Origin of the sequence: Bradyrhizobium manausense (assembly GCF_018130615.1) — a bacterium.
GTDB lineage: Bacteria > Pseudomonadota > Alphaproteobacteria > Rhizobiales > Xanthobacteraceae > Bradyrhizobium > Bradyrhizobium manausense_A.
Genome location: NZ_JAFCKB010000001.1, coordinates 66,251 through 93,096, shown reverse-complemented (window position 1 = coordinate 93,096; position 26,846 = coordinate 66,251). Strand labels below are relative to the sequence as shown.

29 protein-coding genes are annotated in these 26,846 nt (G+C 64.8%); 10 read left to right on the top strand and 19 right to left on the bottom strand.

What is annotated here, in order from left to right; genetic code table 11:
• Positions 1–52 precede the first annotated feature (52 nt).
• Complete coding sequence (locus JQ587_RS00430) at positions 53–592, top strand: hypothetical protein (protein WP_212424097.1); 540 nt, start codon at positions 53–55, stop codon at positions 590–592.
• Between the two features lie 66 nt (positions 593–658).
• On the opposite strand, the gene JQ587_RS00425 is transcribed toward JQ587_RS00430, so the two are convergent.
• The 7 genes from JQ587_RS00425 to ffh form a co-directional block, all read right to left on the bottom strand.
• Positions 659–868 (bottom strand): hypothetical protein, encoded by a 210-nt coding sequence (locus tag JQ587_RS00425; protein ID WP_212424096.1) that lies wholly within the window; start codon positions 866–868, stop codon positions 659–661.
• 95 nt (positions 869–963) lie between these two features.
• Positions 964–2,370: a 3-isopropylmalate dehydratase large subunit gene (gene leuC / locus JQ587_RS00420; RefSeq protein WP_212424095.1), complete on the bottom strand. Its 1,407-nt coding sequence runs from the start codon at positions 2,368–2,370 to the stop codon at positions 964–966.
• A 329-nt stretch (positions 2,371–2,699) separates the two neighbouring features.
• On the bottom strand, positions 2,700–3,080 hold the full coding sequence (gene rplS / locus JQ587_RS00415) for a 50S ribosomal protein L19 (RefSeq protein WP_092233923.1): 381 nt from the start codon (positions 3,078–3,080) through the stop codon (positions 2,700–2,702).
• A gap of 109 nt (positions 3,081–3,189) precedes the next feature.
• Positions 3,190–3,945: a tRNA (guanosine(37)-N1)-methyltransferase TrmD gene (trmD, locus tag JQ587_RS00410; protein WP_212424094.1), complete on the bottom strand. Its 756-nt coding sequence runs from the start codon at positions 3,943–3,945 to the stop codon at positions 3,190–3,192.
• A gap of 106 nt (positions 3,946–4,051) precedes the next feature.
• Positions 4,052–4,597 carry a ribosome maturation factor RimM gene (rimM, locus tag JQ587_RS00405; protein ID WP_212424093.1) on the bottom strand — a complete coding sequence of 182 codons (546 nt, stop codon included), beginning with the start codon at positions 4,595–4,597 and terminating at the stop codon, positions 4,052–4,054.
• Between the two features lie 9 nt (positions 4,598–4,606).
• A complete protein-coding gene (gene rpsP, locus JQ587_RS00400) occupies positions 4,607–4,939 on the bottom strand; it encodes a 30S ribosomal protein S16 (protein ID WP_014438992.1) in 333 nt (110 codons plus the stop codon).
• 85 nt (positions 4,940–5,024) lie between these two features.
• Positions 5,025–6,572 carry a signal recognition particle protein gene (ffh, locus tag JQ587_RS00395; RefSeq protein ID WP_212424092.1) on the bottom strand — a complete coding sequence of 516 codons (1,548 nt, stop codon included), beginning with the start codon at positions 6,570–6,572 and terminating at the stop codon, positions 5,025–5,027.
• Positions 6,573–7,007: 435 nt separating this feature from the next.
• Here ffh and JQ587_RS00390 point away from each other — a divergent pair, with 435 nt between their 5' ends.
• Entirely contained in the window at positions 7,008–8,069 is a 1,062-nt protein-coding gene (locus tag JQ587_RS00390) for an MBL fold metallo-hydrolase (protein ID WP_212424091.1), read from the top strand.
• 97 nt (positions 8,070–8,166) lie between these two features.
• On the opposite strand, the gene JQ587_RS00385 is transcribed toward JQ587_RS00390, so the two are convergent.
• The 3 genes from JQ587_RS00385 to JQ587_RS00375 are packed head-to-tail and all read right to left on the bottom strand — an operon-like array spanning position 8,167 to position 9,817.
• A complete protein-coding gene (locus JQ587_RS00385; protein WP_212424090.1) occupies positions 8,167–8,868 on the bottom strand; it encodes an SIMPL domain-containing protein in 702 nt (233 codons plus the stop codon).
• Positions 8,869–8,873: 5 nt separating this feature from the next.
• On the bottom strand, positions 8,874–9,611 hold the full coding sequence (locus JQ587_RS00380) for a GyrI-like domain-containing protein (RefSeq protein ID WP_212424089.1): 738 nt from the start codon (positions 9,609–9,611) through the stop codon (positions 8,874–8,876).
• Complete coding sequence (locus JQ587_RS00375; protein ID WP_212424088.1) at positions 9,608–9,817, bottom strand: hypothetical protein; 210 nt, start codon at positions 9,815–9,817, stop codon at positions 9,608–9,610. Before JQ587_RS00375 ends, JQ587_RS00380 begins: the two co-directional genes overlap by 4 nt.
• On the opposite strand from JQ587_RS00375, the gene dapF reads away from it, so the two are divergent.
• On the top strand, positions 9,816–10,691 hold the full coding sequence (gene dapF / locus JQ587_RS00370) for a diaminopimelate epimerase (protein ID WP_212424087.1): 876 nt from the start codon (positions 9,816–9,818) through the stop codon (positions 10,689–10,691). The genes JQ587_RS00375 and dapF overlap by 2 nt on opposite strands.
• Positions 10,691–11,944, top strand: a complete 1,254-nt coding sequence (gene mtaB / locus JQ587_RS00365; protein WP_212424086.1) for a tRNA (N(6)-L-threonylcarbamoyladenosine(37)-C(2))-methylthiotransferase MtaB — start codon at positions 10,691–10,693, stop codon at positions 11,942–11,944. The genes dapF and mtaB overlap by 1 nt, the downstream gene beginning before the upstream one ends.
• Before the next feature lie 80 nt (positions 11,945–12,024).
• On the opposite strand, the gene JQ587_RS00360 is transcribed toward mtaB, so the two are convergent.
• Together JQ587_RS00360 and JQ587_RS00355 are read right to left on the bottom strand one after the other, a co-directional pair.
• Positions 12,025–13,134 (bottom strand): DUF2336 domain-containing protein, encoded by a 1,110-nt coding sequence (locus tag JQ587_RS00360; protein WP_212424085.1) that lies wholly within the window; start codon positions 13,132–13,134, stop codon positions 12,025–12,027.
• 121 nt (positions 13,135–13,255) lie between these two features.
• Positions 13,256–13,957, bottom strand: a complete 702-nt coding sequence (locus JQ587_RS00355; RefSeq protein WP_212424084.1) for an RluA family pseudouridine synthase — start codon at positions 13,955–13,957, stop codon at positions 13,256–13,258.
• Positions 13,958–14,017: 60 nt separating this feature from the next.
• Between JQ587_RS00355 and ftsY the strand changes: the two genes are divergently transcribed.
• From ftsY to JQ587_RS00340, 3 genes are all read left to right on the top strand, one after another.
• A complete protein-coding gene (ftsY, locus tag JQ587_RS00350) occupies positions 14,018–14,965 on the top strand; it encodes a signal recognition particle-docking protein FtsY (protein ID WP_212424083.1) in 948 nt (315 codons plus the stop codon).
• A gap of 3 nt (positions 14,966–14,968) precedes the next feature.
• The gene (locus JQ587_RS00345) at positions 14,969–15,571 is read left to right on the top strand and encodes a septation protein A (RefSeq protein WP_212303179.1); all 603 of its coding nucleotides are present in this window, start codon (positions 14,969–14,971) and stop codon (positions 15,569–15,571) included.
• A 240-nt stretch (positions 15,572–15,811) separates the two neighbouring features.
• On the top strand, positions 15,812–16,993 hold the full coding sequence (locus tag JQ587_RS00340) for a hypothetical protein (RefSeq protein ID WP_212303178.1): 1,182 nt from the start codon (positions 15,812–15,814) through the stop codon (positions 16,991–16,993).
• A 43-nt stretch (positions 16,994–17,036) separates the two neighbouring features.
• On the opposite strand, the gene JQ587_RS00335 is transcribed toward JQ587_RS00340, so the two are convergent.
• The 5 genes from JQ587_RS00335 to ccmA form a co-directional block, all read right to left on the bottom strand.
• The gene (locus JQ587_RS00335) at positions 17,037–17,630 is read right to left on the bottom strand and encodes a DsbE family thiol:disulfide interchange protein (protein ID WP_212303177.1); all 594 of its coding nucleotides are present in this window, start codon (positions 17,628–17,630) and stop codon (positions 17,037–17,039) included.
• Positions 17,627–17,812, bottom strand: coding sequence for a heme exporter protein CcmD (gene ccmD, locus JQ587_RS00330; RefSeq protein WP_212303176.1), 186 nt, complete (start codon positions 17,810–17,812; stop codon positions 17,627–17,629). Before ccmD ends, JQ587_RS00335 begins: the two co-directional genes overlap by 4 nt.
• Positions 17,809–18,594, bottom strand: a complete 786-nt coding sequence (locus JQ587_RS00325) for a heme ABC transporter permease (protein ID WP_212424082.1) — start codon at positions 18,592–18,594, stop codon at positions 17,809–17,811. Before JQ587_RS00325 ends, ccmD begins: the two co-directional genes overlap by 4 nt.
• 89 nt (positions 18,595–18,683) lie before the next feature.
• Complete coding sequence (gene ccmB, locus JQ587_RS00320; protein WP_007598845.1) at positions 18,684–19,352, bottom strand: heme exporter protein CcmB; 669 nt, start codon at positions 19,350–19,352, stop codon at positions 18,684–18,686.
• Positions 19,353–19,611: 259 nt separating this feature from the next.
• The gene (gene ccmA / locus JQ587_RS00315; protein WP_212303173.1) at positions 19,612–20,214 is read right to left on the bottom strand and encodes a heme ABC exporter ATP-binding protein CcmA; all 603 of its coding nucleotides are present in this window, start codon (positions 20,212–20,214) and stop codon (positions 19,612–19,614) included.
• A gap of 242 nt (positions 20,215–20,456) precedes the next feature.
• On the opposite strand from ccmA, the gene acnA reads away from it, so the two are divergent.
• The 3 genes from acnA (at position 20,457) to JQ587_RS00300 (ending at position 25,036) form a co-directional block, all read left to right on the top strand.
• Positions 20,457–23,177 (top strand): aconitate hydratase AcnA, encoded by a 2,721-nt coding sequence (gene acnA / locus JQ587_RS00310; RefSeq protein WP_212424081.1) that lies wholly within the window; start codon positions 20,457–20,459, stop codon positions 23,175–23,177.
• A gap of 217 nt (positions 23,178–23,394) precedes the next feature.
• The gene (locus JQ587_RS00305) at positions 23,395–24,174 is read left to right on the top strand and encodes a DUF1223 domain-containing protein (protein WP_212303171.1); all 780 of its coding nucleotides are present in this window, start codon (positions 23,395–23,397) and stop codon (positions 24,172–24,174) included.
• Between the two features lie 490 nt (positions 24,175–24,664).
• Positions 24,665–25,036 (top strand): DUF2794 domain-containing protein, encoded by a 372-nt coding sequence (locus JQ587_RS00300; protein WP_212424080.1) that lies wholly within the window; start codon positions 24,665–24,667, stop codon positions 25,034–25,036.
• Between the two features lie 123 nt (positions 25,037–25,159).
• Here JQ587_RS00300 and JQ587_RS00295 read toward each other — a convergent pair whose 3' ends face one another.
• Both JQ587_RS00295 and JQ587_RS00290 read right to left on the bottom strand, forming a co-directional pair.
• Positions 25,160–25,690 (bottom strand): GNAT family N-acetyltransferase, encoded by a 531-nt coding sequence (locus JQ587_RS00295; RefSeq protein ID WP_212424079.1) that lies wholly within the window; start codon positions 25,688–25,690, stop codon positions 25,160–25,162.
• 204 nt (positions 25,691–25,894) lie between these two features.
• On the bottom strand, positions 25,895–26,686 hold the full coding sequence (locus JQ587_RS00290; RefSeq protein WP_188104580.1) for a Bax inhibitor-1/YccA family protein: 792 nt from the start codon (positions 26,684–26,686) through the stop codon (positions 25,895–25,897).
• Positions 26,687–26,846 lie beyond the last annotated feature (160 nt).

The window sequence follows — 26,846 nt, the reverse complement described above, 5'->3', positions numbered from 1 at the left end:
ACGCGCGACGCTTGCGCCGCAAAGATCCTGTCCATCGTCAGGGAGAAATTCCATGCTGAGGATCGTGCGTCCCGCGACAAGCCCGCTGCGCTTGCTCGGGCTTGCCGCAATGGCCGCGGTGATGTTGGCGGCCGGGACTGCACCTCGCGCTGAAGCGATGACGCCGATCAATCCGACCGCATTGCCCGTGGCGAAAACGACGAACGACGACATGGTCACGCAGGTCCGCTTTGGTGGTGGACACGGTGGTGGTGGACACGGCGGCGGCGGACACTTCGGCGGCTTCCACGGTGGTGGAGGCCACGGCGGTGGCTTCCACGGCGGTGGCTTCCACGCTGCGCCGGCCTTCCATGGCGGCGGCATGCGCTACGGCGGCATCCATTATGGCGGCTACCATCGTCACTGGGGCGGCGGTTACTATCGTCCGCATTACGGCTATCGCCACTTCCATCGGCGCTACTACTACGGCGGCTACTATCCCTATTACCACACTCCGCGCCGCTGCCGGATCATCTGGACCTATTACGGCCCGCGCCGCATCTGCCGCTGGCATCATTGGCATCGCTGGCACCATCCGTACCGCTATTGGTGATGTGAGTCATTGCTAGCGCTGCATTCGTCGTGGCCGGGACAAGCCCGGGCATGATGGGGAGATTTATTAAAGCCAGCCCTTCACATTCCACGACGATGGCTTCCACCGCAGCAGGGTCTCGATCTTCCATTTCCTGAACATTGCCGGCGGCCAGCGGCTGAGCTTCGAGGTCTCCTCGACCTCGGGCTTGGCGACGATGCGCAACGGCGTTCCGCGCCGCCGGTGCTGGCGGGTCGCATCGCTGATCAGATCGACATATTCAGGCTTGTTGGCCATCGCTTTCGTCCTCGCGAAACCGGCGCGAGGACGAGAATGTGGGCGAAGCCGCTTAACGGCGGTTTGCCGCGATCACTACAATTGCAGGGAGTGGCTCAGCGCCAATCCCTGACGTCGACGAAGTGACCGGCGATCGCCGCTGCCGCCGCCATCGCCGGCGACACCAGATGCGTGCGACCCTTGAAGCCCTGGCGTCCCTCGAAGTTGCGGTTCGAGGTCGAGGCGCAGCGCTCTTCCGGCTTCAGCTTGTCCGGGTTCATCGCGAGACACATCGAGCAACCGGGCTCGCGCCATTCGAAGCCGGCCTTGATGAAGATCTTGTCCAGACCCTCAGCCTCGGCCTGCTCCTTCACGAGGCCGGAGCCTGGCACGACCATGGCGTTGACATGCGCTGAAACGGTCTTGCCCTCAGCAATCTTTGCCGCCGCGCGCAGGTCCTCGATGCGGCCGTTGGTGCAGGAGCCGATGAAGATGCGGTCGAGCTTGATGTCGGTGATCTTCGTTCCCGCCGTCAGGCCCATATACTTCAGCGCGCGATGCTTGGAGAGACGCTTGGCCTCGTCCGCGATCTTGTCCGGATCGGGTACGATGCCGGTCACCGAGATCACGTCCTCAGGGCTGGTGCCCCAGGTCACGATCGGCGGCAACTTGGCGGCATCGAGGCGCAGCTCGTTGTCGAAATGCGCACCGTCGTGGGAGCGCAAGCGCTCCCAGTAACGCATCGCCGCATCCCAGTCCGCGCCCTTCGGCGCCTTCGGACGGCCGCGCAGGAAGTCATAGGCCTTCTGGTCGGGTGCGACGAGGCCGGCGCGGGCGCCGCCTTCGATCGACATGTTGCAGACCGTCATGCGGCCTTCCATGCTGAGCGCGCTGATGGCATCGCCGGCGTATTCCAGCACGTAGCCGGTGCCACCTGCGGTGCCGATCTCGCCGATGATGGCCAGGATGATGTCCTTGCCGGTCACGCCGTCGGGCAATTTGCCATCGACGGTGACGCGCATGTTCTTCGCCTTCTTCTGGATCAGCGTCTGCGTCGCCAGCACGTGCTCGACCTCGGACGTGCCGATGCCGTGCGCGAGCGCGCCGAACGCGCCATGCGTCGAGGTGTGGCTGTCACCGCAGACGATGGTGGTGCCGGGCAGCGTAAAACCCTGCTCGGGGCCGATGACGTGAACGACGCCCTGGCGCTTGTCGAACTCGTTGTAATATTCGATGCCGAATTCCTTGGCGTTCTCGGCCAGCGCCTTGATCTGCTCGATGCTCTCCGGATCCGGATTCGGCTTGGTCCGATCGGTGGTCGGCACGTTGTGGTCGACGACGGCGAGCGTCTTTTCCGGCGCGTGGACCTTGCGGCCGGTGGCGCGCAAACCTTCGAACGCCTGCGGCGAGGTCACCTCGTGCACCAGATGTCGGTCGATATAGAGCAGGCAGGTGCCGTCCTCGGCTTCGTGCACCAGATGGTCGTTCCAGATCTTGTCGTACAATGTGGTCGGCTTGGACATGAGCGTCAGCTCCGAACAATGTTGGTAACGGATATGCGCGATCACGCGCGGGGCAATAGAGGCGTCTTCAGCGCAGCCTTTAAGCTGCGGGACTAAGCTCTGACGTTGCCGAGGTCGCGAAGCGTCCGAAGAACCGGCCAGGCAGCCGCGAGCGATCGTCGATGACGATGCGCTGGGGAGTTCCGAAGCTGGTCAGATCTGGAAACATTCCAAGAATATATAGCAGGCCGATCTGGAAGCGCGAGGGCTTTGACGCGCACGGCTGACGCAACAAAAAAGCGCGGGGCGATCGGCCCCGCGCTTTTCGAAACTCGTCGGTAAGCGAAAGCTTACTCGTTGACGGCCTTGGCGTGCTCAGTCTTCTCGACGATGCGAGCCGACTTGCCGCGGAGATTGCGGAGGTAATAGAGCTTGGCGCGACGCACCTTGCCGCGGCGCACCACCTTGATCGAGTCGATCATCGGCGACATCACCGGGAACACGCGCTCGACGCCTTCGCCGTAGGAGATCTTGCGGACGGTGAAGCTCTCGTTGAGGCCACCGCCGGAACGGCCGATGCAAACGCCTTCATAGGCCTGCACGCGGGTGCGGTCGCCTTCGACGACCTTCACGTTGACGATCACGGTGTCGCCGGGACCGAATTCCGGAATGTCCTTGCCGGCGGACAGCTTGTCGAATTGCTCTTGCTCGAGCTGCTTGATCAGGTTCATGGGTAAATCTCCATCGGCGCGCCCAGCCTTGGAAACGGGGGCTGCGCGAAATTCGTCTATCCAGCCATTGCGGATGTGGCCGCTCCTATAAGGCAAGCCAGAGCGTTTGTCACCCGTCTGTCTTGTTTTTTGGCGCTTTTTGGCGTCCGGGCCGATTCGGGGCCTTGGGCGGGATTTGGACCCATAAATCGGGCCGCCGGGCCGCCGTCAGGGCCTCGGATTGCGCCCGCCGCCAGGCCGCAACTTTGGCGTGGTCGCCGGAGGTCAGGACCTCCGGGATCGGAACCCCTTCGAACAGCTGCGGGCGGGTGTATTGGGGATATTCGAGCAGGCCGTCGGAGAAGCTCTCCTCGGTTCCCGAAGCTTCCTTGCCCATCACGCCCGGCAGCAGCCGGACGCAGGCGTCGATCAGGGCCAGGGCCGCGATTTCGCCCCCCGAGAGCACGTAATCGCCGATCGAGACCTCCTCCAGGCCGCGGGCATCGATCACCCGCTGGTCGATACCCTCGAACCGTCCGCAGACGATCAGGGGACCGGGTCCCTGGGCGAGCTCGGTGACACGGGCCTGGGTCAACGGCCGACCGCGGGGGCTCATCAGCAGCTTTGGCCGGTCCGGGTCGATTGCAGCAGCATCGATCGCCGCCGCAAGTACGTCGGCCCGCAGCACCATGCCCGGGCCGCCGCCGGCCGGAGTGTCGTCGACGCTGCGGTGACGGTCCGTAGCGGAGGCCCGGATGTCCCGCGCCTCGATCTGCCAGAGGCCGGAGGCCAGCGCCCGCCCGGCCAGGCTCACGCCGAGCGGCCCCGGAAACATCTCCGGAAACAGCGTCAGCACCGTCGCGCGCCAGGGTGAGGGGGGAGTCATTGGATCTCAGTTGCTGTCGTCCCGGCGAAGGCCGGGACCCATTACCACTGCAGCCAGTTTTTGCGATGACTGGAGCTGCCAGCTTAGCCAAAACCACGTCCTGTGGTTATGGGTCGCGGCCTTCGCCGGGACGACTCGCGGAGGGGGCATCGCCTTCAATTTCCCCCGGCAGTTCGATCACCACGCGGCCCCCGGCGATGTCGACCTCGGGCACCACGGCGTTGGAGAACGGCAGCAGCATCGTGGCGCCTTTCAGCGGCGCGATCTCGATGATGTCGCCGGCACCGAAATTATGGATCGCGAGCACGCGGCCGAGCGCATCGCCATTGGTGGTGACGGCGGCGAGCCCGATCAGATCGGCGTGGTAATATTCGCCCTCGTCGGTCGCGGGCAGCTTTTCGCGCGCGATGTAGAGTTCGATTCCGTTGAGGCGCTCAGCCTCATCGCGGGTCGTGACGCCCTTGAACGTCGCGACCAGATGATCCTTGGCCTCGCGGACCTGCGCCAGCTCGAACTGACGCCTGCCGTCCTTGGAGAGCAGCGGACCGTAGCGCTTCACGGCAAACGGATCTTCGGTGAAGGTCCACAATTTGACCGCGCCGCGCACCCCATGCGCGGCGCCGATCCGCGCGACGCAGATCAGCGCCGACATGGATGAGCCTTAGCCCTTCGCAGCGGCTTCGGCCTGCGCCTTGCGCTCCTTGCGCGGCACGGCCTTCTCGGGGTTGTTGCGCGCTTCGCGCTTCTTGACGCCGGCGGCATCGAGGAAGCGGGACACGCGGTCCGACGGCTGCGCGCCCTTGGCGAGCCAGGCCTTCACCTTATCCATGTCGAGCTTCAGGCGGGTCTCGTTGTCCTTCGGCAGCAGCGGGTTGAAATAGCCGAGACGCTCGATGAAGCGGCCATCGCGGGGGAAGCGCGAATCGGCGACGACGACGTGATAGACGGGACGCTTCTTGGTGCCTGCGCGGGCGAGGCGGATAACGACGGACATCTGGTTCTCCTTCAAAGTACGTTTTGTTCGGTTGATTGGTATTCCGCGTTGCGCGAGACCGATGCGATCCCGTGCGACGAATTCCTCATTTCTTCTTGCCCGGGAAACCGCCGAGACCCGGCAGCGTCGGCTTGCCGCTCAGCCCGGTCAGCCCAGGCAGGTTCGGCAGGCCGGTGCGAAGACCGGGCGGCAGATCCTTCGGCAGGCTAGGCAGACCTTGTCCGCCGCCGGCCTGCATCTTCTCCTGCAGTGCCTTCATCTCTTCGGGAGACGGCATCTTCATGCCGCCGCCAAAGCCCATCGCCTGCGCGATGCCGGCGAGCGGGCCGCGCTTGCCCGAGCCCATGGCCTTCATCATATCGGCCATGTTCCGGTGCATCTTCAGCAGCTTGTTGACCTGCTCGACGCTCTGGCCGCTTCCCGCGGCGATGCGCTTCTTGCGGCTGGCCTTGAGCAGGTCCGGATGACGGCGCTCGTCGCGCGTCATGGAATCGATCACGGCGACCTGGCGCTTCAGGATCTTGTCGTCGATGCCGGCCGCCGCGATCTGGTTCTTCATCTTGGCGATGCCGGGCATCATGCCCATCAGGCCGCTGATGCCGCCCATATTCGCCATCTGCAGCAGCTGCTCGCGCATGTCGTTGAGGTCGAACTGACCCTTGCGCATGCGCTCGGCGGTGCGCGCGGCCTTCTCGGCGTCGATATTGGCGGCAGCACGTTCGACCAGCGAGACGACGTCGCCCATGCCGAGGATGCGGCCGGCGATACGATCGGGATGGAAATCCTCCAGCGCGTCGGTCTTTTCACCGGTACCGATCAGCTTGATCGGCTTGCCGGTGACCGCGCGCATCGACAGCGCAGCGCCGCCGCGACCGTCGCCATCCACGCGAGTCAGCACGATGCCGGTGAGGCCGACGCGCTGATCGAACGCGCGCGCGAGATTCACGGCGTCCTGGCCGGTGAGACTGTCCGCGACCAGCAGCACTTCATGCGGATTGGCCGCGGCTTTGATCGCGGCTGCTTCCGCCATCATCTCTTCGTCGAGCGTGGTGCGGCCGGCGGTGTCGAGCAGCACGATGTCGTAGCCGCCGAGCTTGCCGGCTTCGAGCGCGCGCTTCGCAATCTGCGGCGGCTGCTGGCCGGCGACGATCGGCAACGTCGGAATGTCGAGGTCGCGGCCGAGCACGGCCAGCTGCTCCATCGCCGCCGGGCGATAGACGTCGAGCGAGGCCATCAGCACCTTGCGCTTGTCGCGCTGGACCAGGCGCCGTGCGAGCTTGGCGGTGGTGGTCGTCTTACCCGAGCCCTGCAGACCGACCATCATGATCGGCACCGGCGGCACGGAATTGACGTCGATGGTCTGGCTTTCGGCGCCGAGCGTGTTGATCAGCTCGTCATGGACGATCTTGACCACCATCTGGCCGGGGGTCACCGACTTGACGACGGTGGCGCCGATCGCCTGCTCGCGGACGCGTTCGGTGAAGCTGCGCACGACCTCGAGCGCAACGTCGGCCTCGAGCAGCGCACGGCGCACCTCGCGCATTGCGGCGTCGACGTCCTTTTCGGTCAGCGCCCCGCGCCCCGTCAGACGATCAAGAATGCCACCAAGCCGTTCCGACAGATTGTCGAACAATGCCGTTGTCCTGTTTTACCTCTCCCCGCCTGCGGGGAGAGGTCGCTGCGCCCTTGCGCGGCGGGTGAGGGGGTACGGGACTATCCACGCGCACCATGCGCGGAGAGAGCCCCTCACCCCGACCCTCTCCCCGCAAGAGCGGGGCGAGGCAGAAGAAAGTCCAAACACCTTTGCGCCCGAGGGCGCACAGCGCTGTCGGGCGTTGACCTCTGGCCTCCGGGGCCAGGCGGCGGGTCGAAAAGAAAGCCTTTCCGAGAAAGTGGCGGGGTTAAACGCCGCTCACGCCGAAAAGTCAAGGAAAGTTAGGGTGTCGGGATGCCATTTCTAGGGTAAGGTCTTGAAAACAGGAGGTTTCCGACGATGGGTTCCTTTTTCGGTGGTCCCGCCCATATAGCCGGTGATGTCTTGCCGTCCCACTCTCCCTGAAGCCTGCTTGTGCCGATCACCCGCCGAAGCCTGTTTCGACTGCTTGCCGGGACCGGCGGGCTGGTCGGTATTCCCCTCTGGATGTCCCGCATGAAGACCTATGACGGCCCCGCCTCCGACCATTTCAACGGCCTGCACTTCTTCGATCCGGACGGAGCGCCGCCGAAATCGCTGCGCGAGGTGCTGCGCTGGCAGTTCAGCGGCGGGCGGGAACGGGCGAAATGGCCGGATTGGGCCCCCAGCCCTCACGCCGACACGCCCCCAGAGCGGGTCGACGGCGGCAAGGTGCGGCTCTCGTTCGTCGGGCACGCCAGCTGGCTGATCCAGACCGGCGGCCTCAATATCCTGGTCGATCCCGTGTGGTCGACGCGGGTCTCGCCGGTCAATTTTGCCGGACCGAAGCGGCGCAACGACCCAGGCATCGCCTTCGACAAGCTGCCGAAGATCGATATCGTGCTGGTTTCGCACGGCCACTACGACCATCTCGACATCGCCACGCTGTCGCGGCTGGCCAAGAATTTTGCCCCGCGCGTGGTAACCCCACTCGGCAACGACGTGACGATGCGCAGTGCCGACTCTTCGATCAAGGTCGAGCCGTTCGACTGGCATGAGTGCGTCGAGCTCGGCGGCGGCATTGCCGTGCATCTGGTGCCGACACGGCACTGGACCGCGCGCGGCCTATTCGACCGCAACAAGGCGCTGTGGGCGAGCTTTGTGCTGGAGACGCCGGCTGGGAAAATCTACGTCGTCTGCGATTCCGGTTATGGCGATGGCAGGCATTTTCGCCGCGTCGCCCAGAAGCACGGCGCATTGCGGCTGGCGATTCTCCCGATCGGCGCCTACGAGCCGCGCTGGTTCATGCGCGATCAGCACATGAATCCGGAAGATGCGGTGAAGGCGCTCGCCGATTGCGGCGCGCAGCAAGCGCTCGGCCATCACCACGGAACGTTCCAGCTCACCGACGAAGCAATCGACGCGCCCGCCAAGGCGCTGGTCGAAGCGCTCGATGCTGCGAAGATTCCGCAGGAGCGGTTCGTCGCGATGAAGCCGGGGCAGGTGGTGGAGATTTAGCTCGGCTCGCGAACCAAACTCCGCGCGTCGTCCCGGATCTGCGCTTACGCTTGTCCGGGACGACAACTGAATACGTTGGGCGAGCTTGCGCGCCTTACTACTGCCCCGCCTTGATCGCCCAGCTCACATTCACCGTCACCGACAGCGTTTCCTCACCCGGCGCAACGGTAGCAGGCGCGGCCATCGGGGCTGTGGCCATGCGCCCCTTGAACAGCGGCATCGGAGCGCTGCCTTCGGAGACGCTGAGCGGCGCGCCGAGCGTGACGCCGGTGGCTTTGGCGTAGATCTCGGCCTTGCGGCGGGCGTCAGCGACGGCCTTCTCGCGGGCATCGTCGAGCAGCTTCGAGGCCTGCGTCACCTCAAACGAGATGTTGCCGATATCATTCGCGCCGGCGCCGACCAGCGTGTCGATGATGCCGGCGACTTTGGTCACGTCGCGGATCTTCACCGTGACACGATTGGAGGCGCGGAAGCTGACCACGGGCGAGGCGCCGTTAGAACGGTTCGGCGCATATTGCGGCTGCAGTGACAAGCGCGAGGTCTGATAATCCTTCTCGGCAATCCCGGTGCCCTTCAACGCCAGCAGCACCTTGCCCATCGCGGCGTTGTTGGCATCGGACGCTTCCTTCGCCGATTTGGCGTCATTGGCAACGCCGGCATCGATTTGCGCGAGATCGGGCGCCGCCGAGATCGTCGCCTCGCCACTGACGGTGATGGCGGACGGAAAATCGTCGGCAAGCGCGGGCGCTGCGAGCAGCGTGGCGACGAAAATGGCGGCAAGGGCGGCAGGCTTTTTCATCGATCTTACTTCAGCGGCACGAAAACATTGATCACCAGCTTGTCCTCAGCCGTCTTCAGGGGATCGGTGAGGTACTCCTCGATGAAGGTGTCCTTGGCTTCCAGCTTCTTGTCGTCGAGGTGATTGGTGATCGCCTCATAGGTGTTGTCCATGTTGTCGTAGGAGCCGCGATGGACGAATTTCAGCGCCTTGCCCTCCGGCGATTTGCCGATGCTCATGTCCTTGGGCAGCTTCTGCGGGTCCTGGTCGACCGGGATCTCGGCGAGGAAGGTGAAGCCGGTGTCGTCGGTCGAGGTGTAGACGATCATCGAATTGCCGGCGTGCTTGATGCCTTGCTTGTCCAGCAGCGCGTTCAGCGCCTTGAAGGCATCAACCAGGGTGTCGAAGGCGGAATCCCAATTGGCGGTGCCCTTGACCATCACGACCTTCTTGGCCTCGAGCGTGGTCTCCAGGCCAAAGGGATCGGCGGTCTGCACCGGCGCGGGAGCGGCGGCCGCGGCGGGCGGCGATGCCGCCGGGGTCGGTGAGGCGCTGGCCGCAGGCGATGGTCCCGGTGACGGGGTTGCCGCAGGCGCAGGCGAGGCGCTCGCAGCCGGCGAGGGTACGGCCGACGGGGCCGGCGAGGGGCTTGCCGAGGCAGCGGGCGCCGGGCTTGGGGTCTGAGCCAGGGCGCCCGAGAGGCCAAGCGACAAGGCCGCTGCCGGGATCAGCGCGGCCAGAGCGAGACGACGAAACCTAATCATTCTATTCTCCCCAAGGCCTTGGCGACCAAGGCCCAAATCCGGTCGCGCACCCCGGTTCGCGCGAACTGCGCCGTTCTAACACGCGAGCGCCAAATTCGTCCCATGACAGATGCGTCATGGCCATCCCCTTTGGCTGCCGCAGCCAAATCACTGGCCAAGCCGGCAACGATCGCCATATAAGACAGGCGAAATTCAGGAAATTTCATGAGCGCGCTGGCCAACCACGCATTTGCCAAGATGAACGGCATCGGCAACGAGATCGTCGTTGTCGACATGCGCGATTCTGCAGGCCGGGTCACGCCGGATGACGCCCGCTCGGTAGCCTCCGCGGACGGCGGCGTGCCCTATGACCAGCTCATGGTGCTGCAGAAGCCGCGGCTCGACGGCACTGAAGCCTTCATCAGCATCTACAACAATGACGGCTCGGAGGCCGGCGCCTGTGGCAACGGCATGCGCTGCGTGGTGCGTCGCATCTTCGAGAAGAGCGGGCAGACCACCGCGACCTTCGAGACCGCGGCCGGCCTGCTCAATGCCTGGCAGGGCCCGGCGCCCGATCTCTACACCGTGGACATGGGGGCGCCAAAGTTCGGCTGGCAGGACATTCCGCTCGCGGAAGAGTTCCGCGACACCCGCTACATCGAATTGCAGATCGGGCCGATCGACAATCCTATCCTGCATTCGCCGTCCGTGGTCAGCATGGGCAATCCACATGCGATCTTCTGGGTCGACAACGTCAATGCCTATGATCTCGAGCGCTTTGGTCCGCTCCTGGAAAATCATCCGATCTTCCCCGAGCGCGCCAACATCACGCTCGCCCATATCGTCGATCGCGAGCACATCACCATGCGGACCTGGGAGCGCGGTGCGGGTCTCACCCGGGCCTGCGGTTCGGCGGCCTGTGCGACCGCCGTTGCGGCTGCGCGCCTGAAGCGCACCGAGCGCAAGGTCGAGATGACGTTGCCCGGCGGCAAGCTCGGCATCGAATGGCGCGAGCGCGACGACCACGTGCTGATGACGGGCACGGCGACCTTCGAATATGAAGGCAAGTTCGATCCGGCGCTGTTCGCGCCGGTGGGCTGATGGGCGTCGACATCGTCACCTTCGGTTGCCGCCTCAACGCCTTCGAGGCCGAAGTGATCCGCCGCGAAGCGGAAGGCGCGGGGCTGTCAGACACCATCGTCATCAACAGCTGCGCCGTCACCAACGAGGCGGTGGCGCAGGCGCGGCAGTCGATCCGCAAACTGAAGCGCGAGCGGCCGGAAGCGCGCATCGTCGTCACCGGCTGCGCGGCGCAGACGCAAAGCGGCATGTTCGCCGACATGGCCGAGGTCGATCGCGTCGTCGGCAATGACGACAAGATGCGCGGCGATGCGTGGCGCGAGGCGCGCGATGCCTTCGATCTCGGCGCCAGCGAGAAGATCGCCGTCAGCGACATCATGACGGTGAAGGAGATGGCGCCGCATCTGATCGACGGCTATGCGAGCGGCCTGCCCCGCGTGTTCGTGCAGGTGCAGAACGGCTGCGATCATCGCTGCACCTTCTGCATCATTCCCTATGGCCGCGGCAATTCGCGCTCGGTGCCGATGGGCGCGGTGGTCGAGCAAGTCCGCACGCTGGTGGAGCGCGGTCATGCCGAGATCGTGCTGACCGGCGTCGATCTCACCAGCTACGGCGCCGATCTCCCGGGTGCGCCGAAGCTCGGCCTGCTGACCAAGCAGATCTTGCGGCACGTGCCGGAGCTGAAGCGGCTGCGCATCTCCTCGATCGATTCGATCGAGGCAGATGGGGATCTGCTCGATGCCATCGCCGATGATGCGCGGCTGATGCCGCATCTGCACCTGTCGCTGCAATCCGGCGACGACATGGTCCTGAAGCGCATGAAGCGGCGGCATTCGCGGAGCGATGCGATCGCGTTCTGCGATCAGGTGCGGCGCCTGCGCCCTGACATTGTCTTCGGCGCCGACATCATCGCGGGCTTCCCGACCGAGACCGAGGAGATGTTTTCGCGCTCCCTCGATCTGGTCGAGCAGTGCGGCCTGACGTTCCTGCACGTCTTTCCCTATTCACCGCGGCCCGGAACGCCGGCCGCGCGGATGCCGCAGGTTGCGGGGGGCGCGATCAAGGTGCGGGCGAAGCGGCTGCGTGCAGCGGGTGAGGCCGCGTTGCGGCTGCGGCTGCGGGCCGAGATTGGCGCAACGCGCGAGGTGCTGATCGAGAGCGACGGGCAGGGCCGGACCGAGCATTATCTGCCGGTGGCGATTGCGGGCGGGCGTGTGGGCAGTGTCGTGCCGCTGACAATCGTCGGCAATGATGGCGAGCGGCTAACGACGTAATCCGCTGTCGTCCCGGCGAAGGCCGGGACTCATACCGCGTGATCTATCGGTTGCGCGGGGTGCTTTAGTTCGTGAGGGTCCTACGACGCCCGCACCTGCCAGAAGCGCAGCGTGCGCAGCGCGTTCTCCGACGTCATGCGCGCAAAATTGCTTTGCGCTCGCGCAAGATCGGCCGGCTTCATCGCGCCGCTGGCGAAACGGCTTTCGAGCACGGCGACCGTGGTTTCCCAACTGAGCTGTGCCGCCTTGCACGGCACCAGCAGGCCGTCTTCGCGCAGGCTCTGCATCAGGGGGCGGATCACCTCGATGGTCGAGCCGGACAGTGCCGCCAGTGCGGCCACGGCCTCTTCATAGCGCCGCTGCCTGGCGAAGCCGAGCAGCGTTGCCTCGTTGAGCTGGCCGGCCGCTTTGAGATTCGCGATCGCCCGCTTGGCACCCTCGAAGTCACGGACGCCCGACATCTCGCGCTCGACGCCGACGGTGACCGCGGCGATCGCGCTCTGGATTTCCTCGAATAGATCGGGCGGCGCACGCGACAGCAGGCGGGTGCGAACGGCGTCAGTTGCGGAGCGCAGCAATCGGCGGCGCAGATCCGACGGCAGGTCGACGCGGACGCCGATGCTCACCGCGAGCTCGGGATCGCTCTCGGCCTGACCGACGATGATCGTGAATCCCTTTCCCGACATGCGCGCGCCCGGATTGGCGGCGAGACGCCGGTTGACGCTGGGATAGCGCCGCGCCAGCAGCGCGTCGGTGACGATCTCCTTCAGCCACCAACGCCCGGCGACCGCAAGCAGATGCGGCTCGCTTTTGTTGGAGGCGATTTTCACCAGCTCGCCGTCGTCGAGGCGCGCGGATTCCTGCAGTACGGGACCGGCGATGCGGATCTCGTCATTGTTGGCGAGACGGCGGATCACGGACGGCGGCGCCTGTGCGATCGGTGCGAGCTGGGCGCTGATCTCGGCGAGCGCAACGCGTGCGCCCATGTCGGCGATGGCGCGCAGCTCGATGGTTCCGATCAGGCGCTCGAGCACGTCGTCAAACAGCGCGATCTGCTCGTCGTTGAAGCTTCCGGCGGAGGACAGGAAGAGGTCGGTGACGCGTCGGGCGGTCTCCAGGCCCTTTTCCGGCGAGCCGGTCCGGATTGCGGACTCGACCTCGTCGATGATCGATAGCTCGGCCGTGGACATGACGCGTTGCTCGTCCTGAGCGGATGGGAGGCTTGTTCTAAGCAACCGCGATCATTAGCGACGAGCCCTGAATGTTTCGTAAACCATGGCGCTATGACCCTCACCCTGAGGGTCTAAAAGACTATTCCCCATGCCACCCGCAGGCGCGGAGCTTTTCGTGCATGTGGGGCGGGGCCGGTGCCACGACGCGGACCGGCTCCTTGTTCCGGGAGATCGGCACCACGATCTCGCGGGAATGCAGATGCAGTTTCGGCTCGCCGAAGCGCGGGCCGTTGCCGTAAATGTTATCGCCGAAGATCGGCCAGCCGGTCGCGGACGAATGCACCCGCAATTGGTGAGTCCGGCCGGTCACCGGTTCCATGGCGAGCCAGGTGAAACCCTCGCCCCGCCCCATCACCTTCCAGTTTGTGATGGCCTTCTGCCCCTCGGGATCGGGCTTCTGCCACCAGCCGCGCTCGGCATTGAGCCGGCCGAGGGGCATGTCGATGGTGCCTTCGCCTTCGGCCGGGCCGCCCTCGACCACGGTCCAGTAGGTCTTGCCGATCTTGCCGTGCTTGAAGAGGAGGCCGAGCGAAGCGGTGGCCTTGCGATGGCGGCCGAGCACGAGGCAGCCGGAGGTGTCCTTGTCCAGCCGGTGGGCCAGCACCGGCGGCCGCGGCAGGCCGAACCGGAGCGCGTCGAAGGAATCCTCCAGATTGGCGCCGCCCTTGGGGCCGCGATGCACCGGCAGGCCGGCCGGCTTGTTGATGACCAGCATCAGGCCGTCGCGATGAAGCACGCGGCCTAAAATCTCCTCAGCGGTCAATTCGGGAACATCGAGCAATTGCAAGACTTTCGGACAAGACTTTCGTTTGGGGGCCGGAACGGCTAACACACCCCCGCCATGAACGATACCACGTCAGATCCCCCCAAGCTGAGCTGGTGGCGCCGCCTGTCCAACGGACTGAAGCGGACCTCGTCCTCGCTCGGGACCGCGGTTGCCGATCTCGTCACCAAGCGCAAGCTCGACCGCGCCATGCTCGACGACATCGAGGACGTGCTGCTGCGCGCCGACCTCGGCACACAGGTCGCGGTGCGGATCGCGGACGCCGTCGGCACCGGGCGCTACGACAAGGCGATCTCGGCCGACGAGGTCAAGGACGTGGTCGCGACCGAGGTCGAGAAGGTGCTGGCGCCGGTGGCCAAGCCGCTCGAGATCGATACCGCCAAGAGGCCGTTCGTGATCCTCGTGGTCGGCGTCAACGGCTCCGGCAAGACCACGACCATCGGCAAGCTCTCGCAAAAATTCGCCTCCGAAGGCCGCAAGGTGATGCTGGCCGCCGGCGACACGTTTCGCGCCGCTGCGATCGAGCAGCTCAAGGTCTGGGGCGAGCGCACCAGGACGCCCGTGATATCAGGCGCGCAGGGCTCGGACTCGGCAAGCCTTGCTTTCAATGCGCTGACCGCGGCGAAAGAGCAGGCCATCGACGTGCTCTTGATCGACACCGCCGGTCGCCTGCAGAACAAGGCCGAGCTGATGAACGAGCTCGAGAAGGTCGTGCGCGTCATCCGAAAGGTCGACGCTTCGGCGCCGCATGCAGTGCTACTCGTGCTCGATGCCACCGTCGGCCAGAACGCGCTCTCGCAGGTCGAGGCCTTTCACCGCACGGCGGGCGTGACCGGTCTCGTCATGACCAAGCTCGACGGCACCGCGCGCGGCGGCATTCTGGTGGCGCTCGCGGAAAAATTCAAACTGCCGGTGCATTTCATCGGCGTCGGCGAAGGCGTCGACGATCTCGCGCCGTTCACCGCGCGCGATTTTGCCCGCGCGATCGCCGGAATCGAAAGCTAGAGAATGGACAAGACCCAGCCGCATCCGCTGTTCAAGCTTGCGACCGAGCTCGGTCCGCTGCTCGTGTTCTTCTTCGTCAACGCGAAGTTCAATCTGTTCGCCGCAACCGGCGCCTTCATGGTTGCGATCGTGGCGGCGATGATCGCCTCCTATGTGGTGACGCGCCACATTCCGATCATGGCGATCGTCACCGGCGTGATCGTGCTGGTGTTCGGCACGCTGACCCTGGTGCTGCACGACGAGACCTTCATCAAGGTCAAGCCGACCATCATCTACGGCCTGTTCGCCGCGATCCTCGGCGGCGGCCTGCTGTTCGGCCGCTCCTTCATCGCCGTGATGTTCGACCAGATGTTCAACCTGACCCCGCAGGGCTGGCGCATCCTCACGCTGCGCTGGGCGCTGTTCTTCGCCGGCATGGCGGTGTTGAACGAGGTGGTCTGGCGCACCCAGAGCACGGACTTCTGGGTGAACTTCAAGGTGTTCGGCGTGACCCCGCTGACCATGATCTTCGCCATCGCCCAGATGCCGCTGACGAAGCGCTATGGTGTCGAGCCGGTGTCGCTGGAGACCAGCGAGGCCGAGGCGGGAGACGTCAGGAAAGGGTGACGCCAGCTCCGGCCCGGGCTGCCGCGACCAAAGCGTATTCACGCTGACGTGCACTTCGTGTGCTCTGTTGATCGCTGCCGGTCGGATTCTTCATCGCTCCCTAACCGCAAGCTGAGATTGTTCAGCTCTTTACCTTGCCTGAAAGGCCGCAGGCGATAGCCTTCCGTCGTGAAGTGGATCGCGATCCGATCTGCGGATTGAGCCCGTAGACCCGAGCAGGGCACGCCGGAGGACCCGGTGGTGAGCGCAAAACAGGACCAGACTGCTGAACACCTGGTTCAGTATCTTCGGCAGCTCGCTCCGCAGGTCCGATGCCGCCTGCTGGCCGAGCTGGAACGGCTGCATCTCCTCGGCGAGGATATTCCGCATTCCGAGCCGTTGATCGCGGCGCTGCGTGCCGAGTTCCGTAACACCGGCCAGAATCATTATCGCGTCGGAAATCCCTCACGCTACTTCTTCGAGCCGATCGAGCCGGTCCTGGTGGACAGGGCGCCGGAGCGGGCCAATCGCGGCCAGATCGCCCGAGGATCACTGGCTCCGATCTGGAGCCTTGTGACGGAGCAATTGCTGCGCAGCATGGCCGCCGACTACATCGCCGATGCGAAGGATGTCATCTCTGCCGACAGGCAGGGCGAGGCGCGGCAGATGGCCCGCGCGTTCCAGAAGAAGGTCTTGATCTCTCTCAACGGCCTGCTTGGCTCTGCCGACGGGGCCGCCAGCATTCGCGATGGGTTGATGGCCTATACCAGCTCGCATGCGACGTTCGACGATCTGAAGAAGATGCTGCGCTACCTCGACATGCAGCGGGAGCTCGAGGATTTTGGCGGTGCGCTCGCGCCGAAGATTGCCCGGCTCGAGGGCGCCAGCCTTTCCAAGGTCCTCGGCCTCCTGAGCGCGCTCAAGGCCAAGAGCATCGATGCCGTGCCGTTCGCGCTCACGATCGTCGCAAGGCGTCTGGAAGCTCCTTGGGAGCTGCTGTCCGTCGCGACCGCTCCGGCCGACGACAGGGCTGCGGCGCGAATCGCGGCGTCCCCCTTCGCGATTGCGGTTTCGATGGTGATCGATCAGATCGAGGAGAAGCACCTCCTCTTGCTCTTCGCGCTCAGGAACAATCGTCCGGTACGGGCCAGGGAGATCGTTGGTGAGATCTACCGGATCGAGGAGGCGCTAAGAACTCAGATCGAGCTCAAAGGATCCGACTGGGCCCGGCAGCTGGATGACCTGATGAGCGCCGTCCAGGCCGCCGTCGACGCGGAGATCAGCACCATTCCGGGCGATCACCGGCACCTGACGCACATTCTGGAATCGCCGCGGTTGCGTCCGGACCATTCCTTTGGTCACAAGGTCGGCCACATGTTCGAGAAGGGCTGGGATGTCGTGGCCGGCTTGCTGGCAGGCAACACGGATCAAACGCCGCGATAATTTTGCTGAGCTCAGGCCGCGGAGGAGCTTGTCCGCGCCGTGGTCAGCTTCCTGCTTTGAGCGCCTTGTCGAGCTCGGGCATGAGCACGGCTTTGAGATTGTCCGGCGTGATCGGGCCGACGAGCTTGTAGACGATCGTGCCTTCGCGGCCGACGACGAACGTCTCCGGCACGCCATAGACGCCCCATTCGATCGAGGCGCGGCCATTGGCGTCGGTGCCGACGCGGCCGAACGGGTTGCCGTAGCGCCCGAGGAAGCGCCGCGCGTTGTCGGGCGTGTCCTTGTAATTGATGCCGACGAGCTGGAAGCGCTTGTCCTTGGCGAGCTCCGTCAACAGCGGCGCCTCGTCATGGCACGGGACGCACCAGGAGGCCCAGACGTTGACGAGGCTGACCTTGCCCTTGAAGGCAGCAGGGTCGAGACCCGGCACTTGCGCGCTCTCGGCCTGCAACCCCTCGAGCGGTGGCAAATTGGTCTGCGGCGCCGGCCTCCCGATCAGCGCCGAGGGAATCCGCGAGGGATCGCCGTTGCCGAGCTTGAACCAGAACAGCACGGCAAGCCCGAGGAAGGCGAGCAGCGGCAGCACCATCAGAAAGGTGCGGCGCGGCGCCGTCGCGGAGGTCGATTGATCGCTCATGGTGTGTCCGTTGCGCTGCGGCCCGAGCGGCGGGTGATGCCGCTGCGCTCGAGCTCGCGCAAACGCTCCGTCTGGTTGCGATAGTCGAGCACGATCCAGCCGATCAGGAGCACGACCACGATGGCTGCCGCAACATAGGACGTCACGATGAAGGACGCATAGGGACCGAGCGACATGATCATGCAGCCCCTTTTGAAGCGTTCTCTTGATGCGAACCGGTCCCCACTTCGCTGGAAAACGCGACGCGGCTCGCCTGCATCATCTGCAAGGAGCGCACGCGCCGGCGCAAAATCTCGTTGCGCATGGCGGCCAAATGAAGCGTGACGAACAGCAGCGTGAATGCGACGGCCATCACCAGCAGCGGAATCAGGAACGATTTGTCGAGCGTCGAGCCGCCCATGCGCATCACCGAGGCCGGCTGATGCAGCGTGTTCCACCAGTCGACCGAGAATTTGATGATGGGAAGATTGAGCGCGCCGACCAGCGTCAGCACCGCCGCGGCACGCGCCGCGCGCGAGGGGTCTTCGACCGCGCGCCAAAGCGCCATCAGGCCGAGATACATCAGGAACAGGATCAGCACCGAGGTCAGCCGCGCATCCCATTCCCAATAGGTGCCCCACATCGGCCGGCCCCACAGCGAGCCCGTCAGCAGCGCCAGGAAGGTGAAGGCTGCGCCGATCGGTGCGGCGGCTTTGGCGGCGACGTCGGCGAGCGGATGTCGCCACACCAGGGTGCCGAGCGAGGCCATGCTCATCACGCCCCAGACGAACATCGACAGCCACGCATTGGGCACGTGGATGAACATGATCTTCACGGTCGCGCCCTGCTGATAATCGTCGGGCGCAAGCGCAGTTTGATAGAGGCCGATCGCGAGCAGGACGACGGTCGCAGCCGCGAGCCAGGGCAGCACCCGCGCTGAGAGCGCGAGGAACCTTGTGGGGTTGGCGAGGTCGATCAGCGACATGGTATCCTGATAATCACCGGGAGCTGCTCACGCAATCAGCATGAAAGCGCGCAGCGAAAGTTGATCGGGGTCAAGGCAACCGGCCCATTTCAGTCCAGTCCATGCTTCAGGCTCGCGGCCGCCGCGAACGGACCGATCACGAGGCTGACCAGCGACAGCGCGCAGAGGATCGAGAACGGTGCGCCGAACGTCATGGGGCCGACGATCACGGCCTGCGAGGCCGCGACGCCGAAAATCAGCACGGGAATCGACAGCGGCAGCACCAGCACGGCCATCAACAGCCCGCCGCGATGCAGCGTCACCGCCAGCGCCGCGCCGATCATCCCGGTAAATGTCAGCGCAGGCGTGCCCGCCAAAAGCGTCAGCGCCACCGCGCCGGTTGCGACCATGTCGAGGTTGAGCAGCAGGCCGAGCACGGGGGTTGCGACAATCAGCGGCAGGCCCGCGGCCAGCCAATGCGCCAGCGCCTTGGCGGCGCAGGCCAGCTCCAGCGGCGTCCGGCTCATCGTGATCAAATCGAGCGAGCCGTCTTCGTGGTCGGCCATGAACAGGCGATCCAGCGTCAGCAGGCTCGCCAGCAGCGCGCCAAGCCAGAGGATCGCAGGTCCGAGCCGCGACAGCAGCGCCAGGTCCGGTCCGACCGCGAACGGCATCAGAACGACCACGGTCAGGAAAAACAGCACACCGATCAGCGCCCCACCGCCGACGCGGAGCGCGATCCGGATGTCCCGGCGGATCAGGGCGGAGAGGGCGGTCATTGGGGGGGCCTTTCCGCGGGGTAGACATGAAAGCCCGGCTCGTCCCACAGGCATGCTGCGCTCGCTCCCCCGCTTGCGGGGGAGGGTTGGGGAGAGGGTGTCTCGACAACGAAGACTCCCGCGGAGGAGAGAACCCTGACCCGGCGCTGTGCGCCGACCTCTCCCGCGAGCGGGAGAGGCAAGGGAGCCCGCGGCGATGACCTCGTCGCGGGTGCAAGAGCGCAGTTCTGCCGCTCGAAAAACTGAGGGTCCGCGATCCTCATGCCGCCCCCCCGATCCGCAACTCTCGCGATTCGATCCCCAGCGGCGCATGGGTGGCCGCGATGATCATCCCGCCACGGGCGAGGTGCTCCCGCATCAGGCCGCCGAACATGTCCTGGCCGGCGACGTCCAGCGCGTTGGTCGGCTCGTCCAGCAGCCAGACCGGGCGGCGGACCGTCAAGAGGCGGGCCAGCGAGAGCCGGCGGCGCTGGCCGGCGGATAGGAAGCCCGCGGGCAAATGGGTGGCGTGGTCGAGCCCGACGGTGGCGAGACTCTCCGCCGCCTCACGCCGCTCGCCGCCGAGAAAATCAGCCCAGAATGCCAGGTTTTCAGCCACGCTGAGCGCCGGCTTCAGGGCATCGCGGTGGCCGAGATAGTGGCATTGCTCCGGTAGCGTCAGCTCGGCATCGCCCCCGTCGAGCGCGATCGTGCCGCCCGCCGGAACGAGCAGGCCGGCGATCAGCCGCAACAGCGAGGTCTTGCCCGATCCGTTGCGGCCCACGACCGCCACGGCTTCGCCGGACGCGGCCCCGAAATCGAGCCCGGAAAAAACCTCGCGCCCGCCGCGCACGCAAGCGACCCCGCGTCCGGACAGCTGCATCTTGCCTCGTACCAAACCGTTCAAAGCCGGGCCTCAGGAAAACTTGGGGTAGCGCATCAGAATTTGTGGCTCGCGACTTGCTGGGTTCGATTGTGGCTGTGGCGGCGCGGTTAGAAAGCTTCTATAAGCCCGGAACTACTTGATGCAGCAACTCAACCTGCCCCTGCAAGCGACCCAGCCGGAATCGCTGACGGTGTTAAAATACCCCTTGCCGGGTATAACTAACAATTGGGATTTCCTACATGACCTCGCTCGACAGCTTCAAATGCAAAAAGACCCTCAAGGTCGGCGCCAAGACCTATGTCTATTACAGCCTGCCCACGGCCGAGAAGAATGGTCTGAAGGGAATTTCGAAACTTCCCTATTCGATGAAGGTCCTGCTCGAGAACCTGCTCCGCAACGAGGACGGCCGCTCGGTCAAGAAGGAAGACATCGTCGCGGTGTCGAAGTGGCTGCGCAAGAAGTCGCTGGAGCATGAGATCGCCTTCCGTCCGGCGCGCGTGCTGATGCAGGACTTCACCGGCGTGCCGGCCGTGGTCGATCTCGCCGCGATGCGCAACGCGATGCAGAAGCTCGGCGGCGATGCCGAGAAGATCAACCCGCTGGTCCCCGTCGATCTCGTCATCGACCACTCCGTGATCGTGAACTTCTTCGGCGACAACAAGGCCTTCGGCAAGAACGTCGCTGAAGAGTACAAGCAGAACCAGGAGCGCTACGAGTTCCTGAAGTGGGGCCAGAAGGCGTTCTCGAACTTCTCGGTCGTGCCGCCCGGCACCGGCATCTGCCATCAGGTCAATCTCGAATATCTCTCCCAGACGGTGTGGACCAAGAAGGAGAAGATGACGGTCGGCAAGAAGACCGGCACCTTCGAGGTCGCCTATCCGGACTCGCTCGTCGGCACCGACTCGCACACCACCATGGTCAACGGTCTCGCCGTGCTCGGTTGGGGCGTCGGCGGCATCGAGGCGGAAGCCTGCATGCTCGGCCAGCCGCTGTCGATGCTGCTGCCCAATGTGGTTGGCTTCAAGCTGAAGGGCGCGATGAAGGAAGGCGTCACCGCGACCGACCTCGTGCTGACCGTCACGCAGATGCTGCGCAAGCTTGGCGTGGTCGGCAAGTTCGTCGAGTTCTTCGGCCCCGGCCTCGACAACCTCTCGGTTGCCGACAAGGCGACCATCGCCAACATGGCGCCCGAATATGGCGCGACCTGCGGCTTCTTCCCGGTTGATGCGGCCGCGATCGACTATCTCAAGACCTCCGGCCGTGCCGCACCGCGCGTTGCGCTGGTGCAGGCCTATGCGAAGGCGCAAGGGCTGTTCCGCACCGCCAAGTCGGCTGATCCCGTGTTCACGGAAACGCTGACGCTCGACCTCGCCGACGTCGTGCCGTCGATGGCCGGCCCGAAGCGTCCCGAAGGCCGCATCGCGCTGCCGTCGGTCGCCGAAGGTTTTTCGCTCGCACTCGGCACGGAGTACAAGAAGGCCGAGGAGCCGGCGAAGCGCTTTGCCGTCGAGGGCAAGGACTTCGAGATCGGCCATGGCGATGTCGTGATCGCCGCGATCACGTCCTGCACCAACACCTCGAATCCGAGCGTGCTGATCGGCGCGGGCCTGCTCGCACGTAACGCCGCCGCGAAGGGCCTCAAGGCCAAGCCGTGGGTGAAGACTTCGCTCGCCCCGGGCAGCCAGGTGGTCGCGGGCTATCTCGCCGATTCCGGTCTGCAGAAAGATCTCGACAAGGTCGGCTTCAACCTGGTCGGCTTCGGCTGCACCACCTGCATCGGCAATTCCGGCCCGCTGCCGGAGGAGATCTCGAAGTCGATCAACGACAACGGCATCGTGGCCGCCGCCGTGCTGTCCGGCAACCGCAACTTCGAAGGCCGCGTCTCGCCGGACGTGCAGGCGAACTATCTCGCCTCGCCGCCGCTGGTCGTCGCCCACGCGCTCGCCGGCAGCGTCACCAAGAACCTCGCCGTCGAGCCGCTCGGTGAAGGCAAGGACGGCAAGCCGGTGTACCTGAAGGACATCTGGCCGACGACCAAGGAGATCAACGCCTTCATGAAGAAGTTCGTGACCGCGTCGATCTTCAAGAAGAAGTATGCCGACGTGTTCAAGGGCGACACCAACTGGCGCAAGATCAAGACGGTCGAGAGCGAGACCTATCGCTGGAACATGTCTTCGACCTACGTGCAGAACCCGCCCTACTTCGAAGGCATGAAGAAGGAGCCGGAGCCGGTCACCGACATCGTCGAGGCGCGCATCCTCGCGATGTTCGGCGACAAGATCACCACCGACCACATCTCGCCGGCCGGTTCGATCAAGCTCACCTCGCCCGCGGGCAAATATCTCAGCGAGCACCAGGTGCGTCCTGCCGACTTCAATCAGTACGGCACGCGCCGCGGCAATCATGAAGTGATGATGCGCGGCACCTTCGCCAACATCCGCATCAAGAACTTCATGCTGAAGGGCGCGGACGGCAACATTCCGGAAGGCGGTCTGACCAAGCACTGGCCCGACGGCGAGCAGATGTCGATCTACGACGCTGCGATGAAGTATCAGCAGGAGCAGGTGCCGCTGGTCGTGTTCGCCGGTGCCGAATACGGCAATGGCTCCTCGCGCGACTGGGCTGCGAAGGGCACGCGTCTGCTCGGCGTGCGCGCCGTGATTTGCCAGAGCTTCGAGCGCATCCATCGCTCCAACCTGGTCGGCATGGGCGTGCTGCCGCTGACTTTCGAGGACGGTACCTCGTGGTCGTCGCTCGGCCTGAAGGGCGACGAGAAGGTCACGCTGCGTGGCCTGGTCGGCGACCTGAAGCCGCGCCAGAAGCTCACCGCGGAGATCGTGTCCGGCGACGGTTCGTTGCAGCGCGTTTCGCTGCTCTGCCGCATCGATACGCTGGACGAGCTCGATTACTACCGGAACGGCGGCATCCTGCACTATGTGCTGCGCAAGCTCGCGGCCTAAGCGCGAATTTGTGAACGGTGGCTCACTGCGACGTGAGTAGAAGGTTAAACGAAGGCGGCCTATCACAAGGCCGCCTTCGCGCGTTTGCGGCATGTTTCAGATGGGCTCGCCCGGCGGAAATCCCGCTGAGACGGTTGAATATGCCGCGCCCCGTAAGACTACGGTGACCATCAGGCGATAAGCTTTCCCCAACGAATGACGATGTGTGACGTTCGACATGACAGCAATGACGGCTCCTAATCTGATTTCGCGCTGGTCCGGTGCACTCTGGTCGGGAGCCCTCGGTATCTGCGCCATCGTCGCCATCATCCGTCCCGCCGAGGCCGATCCCCGCGCCGTGGTCGAACTCTTCACCTCCCAGGGCTGCTCCTCCTGCCCGCCCGCCGACAAGGTCATCGGCGACCTCGCCAAGGATCCCTCGATCATCGCGCTGAGCATGCCGATCGATTATTGGGACTATCTCGGCTGGAAGGACACGCTGGCGGATTCACGTTTCTCGGCCCGGCAGCGCGCCTATTCGCGCATGCGCGGTGACCGCGAGGTCTATACGCCGCAAGTCGTCGTCAACGGCGCGACGCATGTCATCGGCAGCGATCGCGCCGGCATCGAGACCGCGATCGGCAAGACCGATATGGGCATGGGCGTCATGAGCGTGCCCGTGACGATGTCGCTGGCGGGCAAGCAGATCAACGTGTCGGTGGCCGCGAGCAAGGAGCCGGCAGTCTCGCATGGCGAGGTCTGGATCTGCTCGATCGCGAAATCGGTGCCGATCGAGATCGGCCGCGGCGAGAACCGCGGACAGCAGATCACCTACCACAACGTCGTGCGCAATCTGCTCAAGGTTGGCGACTGGAACGGACATCCGGAAAGCTGGACCGTGCCGCTCGAGAACTTGACGTCGCGCGACGGCGTCGACGGCGCGGTGGTTTACGTCCAGGATGGCAGCCGCGAGAAGCCGGGTGCGATGCTCGGTGCGGCGTACACGTCGCTGCATTGAAGCAAGCGCTCAGATCGCCTCCGCAAAACTCGTCTTCGTCATTCCGGGGCGCTTCGTGCGCCCCGCAATGACGGTGGTGCGAAACATCCCGACACAAACAAAAAAGGACCAACTCGCGTTGGCCCTCCTTGTCGCGCGTACAGACCCGATCCTGTCCGACCCCGGGGGGCTGGGGGCTGAGGAATCCGGAACCGAAAGGACCGGGTCAACGCACACAGGTCTTTTCGCAGTGCAGGGCGGCAGGCGATGGGCGGAAAAGCGGCGATCCTGTGATTCCTGCTAACGATCCCGTGACGGTTTGCCGCTGAGAAGTTCCACCGTTGCGTGTGTCATGCTCCGCACCGGATCGGCGAGGCGAGGGTCTTCAAGGGACCGATCAAGAGCCTCTTGCGGCGGGGAACAGTTGGCGCAATCATGCAATTGTCATGATCCGCGGTTCCGGGGACGGTCTTCGCGGAGGCGGTCATGCTGATGCGACAGGAGGCGCCCCATGAGTTTGACGTCGGAGGATGCCGACCCGAGCGAGCAGCGCGCAGTGGCGCGCCCTGCCACTGCGAATGCCCAGCCGAGCGGTGTGACGTTCAACCGGCTCGAGCTGAACCGAATTCTCAATCTGTACGGCCGCATGGTCGCCGACGGCGAGTGGCGTGACTATGCCATCGACTTCCTCAAGGACCGCGCGGTGTTCTCGGTCTATCGCCGCGCCTCCGAAGTGCCGATCTACCGGATCGAGAAGGATCCGCGGCTCGCCCGCAAACAGGGCATGTACAGCGTGATCTCGGCAACCGGCCTGATCCTGCGCCGCGGCCACGAGCTCGACCGCGTGCTGCTGGTGATCGACCGCAAACTGGCGGTGGTGTGACGACCTCCGGTCGTCATTCCGGGGCGCGACGAAGTCGCCAACCCGGAATCTCGCTCCGCAATACGCGCACATAACCTCTGGATTCCGGGCTCGCGCTTCGCGCGCCCCGGAATGACGGGTGCTTTACTTCCCCGGCACCGTCTTCGCGCCCTCGCCGAGATCGCGCTGCATCATCACCGTGTCGAGCCAGCGGCCGAATTTCAGGCCGACATTCGGGTGCGTGCCGATCATCCTGAAGCCGCCTTTGGTGTGCACGCCGATCGAGCCGGCATTGGCGGAATCGCCGATCACCGCGATCATCTGGCGGAAACCGCGTGCCTCGCATTCGGTGATCAGCCGCTCCAGCAGCTTTGAGCCGATGCCGCGGCGGTGAAAGCTCGGATCGAGATAGATCGAGTTCTCGACCGTGAAGCGGTAGGCGGGGCGGGGTCGGTAGGCGCCGGCATAGGCGTAGCCGGCGACGCGGCCGTCGAGGATGGCGACGAAATAGGGATAGCCGCCATCGACCAGCGCGCGATAGCGGCGCGTCATCTCGGCGAGGTCGGGCGGCTCCAGCTCGAACGTTGCGGTGCCCTCACGGACGGCCTGCTGGTAGATGGCGGTGACGGCGGGGAGGTCGGCCTCAAGGGTGGGCCTGATTTCAGGTGCGGACATGGGGGGAGATTAGCAGGGGCCTTATTGTGAGCAACGCCATTTCCGCATGCGTCATGGCCGGGCTCGTCCGGCCATCCACGTTCTTCTGCATGGTGGCTGAAAAATTCGTGGATGCCCGGGACAAGCCCGGCCATGACAGAGACCCCCAAACAAAAACCCCGGCCTCGCGGCCGGGGTTCGTGTCCGTTCTGTCCGGTCTTGCGCTTAGTCGCGCTGGCCGAGGAGCTGCAGCAGCAGCGTGAACAGGTTGATGAAGTTCAAGTACAGCGACAGTGCACCGGTGATGGCCGCGCGCTCTGCGATGTCACCGCCGGCCGAAGCGTAGCCGTAGATGTAGTCGTTCTTCAGCCGCTGCGTATCCCAGGCGGTGAGGCCCGCGAACACCAGCACGCCGACCACCGAGACGATGAACTGCAGCGCCGTGCTGGCCAGGAACAGGTTGACCAGGCTCGCGATGATGATGCCGATCAGGCCCATGAACAGGAACGAGCCCATGCCGCTCATGTCACGCTTGGTGGTGTAGCCGTAGAGGCTGAGCGCACCGAAGGTCGCCGCGGTGATGAAGAACACCCGCACGATCGAGGTGTGCGTGTACACCAGGAAGATCGAGGACAGCGAGATGCCCATCAGCGCCGAGAACACCCAGAACAGGATCTGGGCGGTCGAGGGGGCGAGACGGTTGATGCCGGCCGAGATCACGAACACCATGGCGAGCGGCGCCAGCATGAACAGATATTTCAGCGGGCTCACGAACATCGCGTAGCCGAACGGCGTCAGGAACAGCTTGCCGACGCGCACGGCTTCCGGAGTCGGAACGTCGGTCACGGCAGCCATGTAAACGCCAAGCGCGGCCAGGCCGGTGATGGCGAGGCCAATGCTCATGTAATTGTAGATGCGCAGCATGTAGGCGCGCAGACCGGCGTCGACCGTCGCGGCGTCAACACGCCCGGCGGCCCGGCCGAAAGGAGAAGCGTAATTGCGGTCTAGGTCCGACATGGTCGAATTCCCGTTGGTTGGTCCGGTTCCGGCACGAGGGTCGCCATGCCGCCGGTTCGTCAAAATTCTATCTCGGGCACCGATGTCTGCCGACATTAATTTTGGCTAACAATCGGGGCTCCGAACCCATCCGATATGTGGGAAACTAACACATTCGCTG

Excerpts from the sequence above, each read along its gene's own strand:
- JQ587_RS00430 (WP_212424097.1), top strand. The coding sequence starts at position 53 with ATGCTGAGGATCGTGCGTCCCGCGACAAGCCCGCTGCGCTTGCTCGGG.
- JQ587_RS00425 (WP_212424096.1), bottom strand. The coding sequence starts at position 868 with ATGGCCAACAAGCCTGAATATGTCGATCTGATCAGCGATGCGACCCGC.
- leuC (WP_212424095.1), bottom strand. The coding sequence starts at position 2,370 with ATGTCCAAGCCGACCACATTGTACGACAAGATCTGGAACGACCATCTG.
- rplS (WP_092233923.1), bottom strand. The coding sequence starts at position 3,080 with ATGAACCTGATCAAGCAGCTCGAGCAAGAGCAATTCGACAAGCTGTCC.
- trmD (WP_212424094.1), bottom strand. The coding sequence starts at position 3,945 with ATGACTCCCCCCTCACCCTGGCGCGCGACGGTGCTGACGCTGTTTCCG.
- rimM (WP_212424093.1), bottom strand. The coding sequence starts at position 4,597 with ATGTCGGCGCTGATCTGCGTCGCGCGGATCGGCGCCGCGCATGGGGTG.
- rpsP (WP_014438992.1), bottom strand. The coding sequence starts at position 4,939 with ATGTCCGTCGTTATCCGCCTCGCCCGCGCAGGCACCAAGAAGCGTCCC.
- JQ587_RS00385 (WP_212424090.1), bottom strand. The coding sequence starts at position 8,868 with ATGAAAAAGCCTGCCGCCCTTGCCGCCATTTTCGTCGCCACGCTGCTC.
- JQ587_RS00380 (WP_212424089.1), bottom strand. The coding sequence starts at position 9,611 with ATGATTAGGTTTCGTCGTCTCGCTCTGGCCGCGCTGATCCCGGCAGCG.
- dapF (WP_212424087.1), top strand. The coding sequence starts at position 9,816 with ATGAGCGCGCTGGCCAACCACGCATTTGCCAAGATGAACGGCATCGGC.
- JQ587_RS00375 (WP_212424088.1), bottom strand. The coding sequence starts at position 9,817 with ATGAAATTTCCTGAATTTCGCCTGTCTTATATGGCGATCGTTGCCGGC.
- mtaB (WP_212424086.1), top strand. The coding sequence starts at position 10,691 with ATGGGCGTCGACATCGTCACCTTCGGTTGCCGCCTCAACGCCTTCGAG.
- JQ587_RS00360 (WP_212424085.1), bottom strand. The coding sequence starts at position 13,134 with ATGTCCACGGCCGAGCTATCGATCATCGACGAGGTCGAGTCCGCAATC.
- ftsY (WP_212424083.1), top strand. The coding sequence starts at position 14,018 with ATGAACGATACCACGTCAGATCCCCCCAAGCTGAGCTGGTGGCGCCGC.
- JQ587_RS00345 (WP_212303179.1), top strand. The coding sequence starts at position 14,969 with ATGGACAAGACCCAGCCGCATCCGCTGTTCAAGCTTGCGACCGAGCTC.
- JQ587_RS00335 (WP_212303177.1), bottom strand. The coding sequence starts at position 17,630 with ATGAGCGATCAATCGACCTCCGCGACGGCGCCGCGCCGCACCTTTCTG.
- ccmD (WP_212303176.1), bottom strand. The coding sequence starts at position 17,812 with ATGATCATGTCGCTCGGTCCCTATGCGTCCTTCATCGTGACGTCCTAT.
- JQ587_RS00325 (WP_212424082.1), bottom strand. The coding sequence starts at position 18,594 with ATGTCGCTGATCGACCTCGCCAACCCCACAAGGTTCCTCGCGCTCTCA.
- ccmB (WP_007598845.1), bottom strand. The coding sequence starts at position 19,352 with ATGACCGCCCTCTCCGCCCTGATCCGCCGGGACATCCGGATCGCGCTC.
- ccmA (WP_212303173.1), bottom strand. The coding sequence starts at position 20,214 with ATGCAGCTGTCCGGACGCGGGGTCGCTTGCGTGCGCGGCGGGCGCGAG.
- acnA (WP_212424081.1), top strand. The coding sequence starts at position 20,457 with ATGACCTCGCTCGACAGCTTCAAATGCAAAAAGACCCTCAAGGTCGGC.
- JQ587_RS00305 (WP_212303171.1), top strand. The coding sequence starts at position 23,395 with ATGACAGCAATGACGGCTCCTAATCTGATTTCGCGCTGGTCCGGTGCA.
- JQ587_RS00300 (WP_212424080.1), top strand. The coding sequence starts at position 24,665 with ATGAGTTTGACGTCGGAGGATGCCGACCCGAGCGAGCAGCGCGCAGTG.
- JQ587_RS00295 (WP_212424079.1), bottom strand. The coding sequence starts at position 25,690 with ATGTCCGCACCTGAAATCAGGCCCACCCTTGAGGCCGACCTCCCCGCC.
- JQ587_RS00290 (WP_188104580.1), bottom strand. The coding sequence starts at position 26,686 with ATGTCGGACCTAGACCGCAATTACGCTTCTCCTTTCGGCCGGGCCGCC.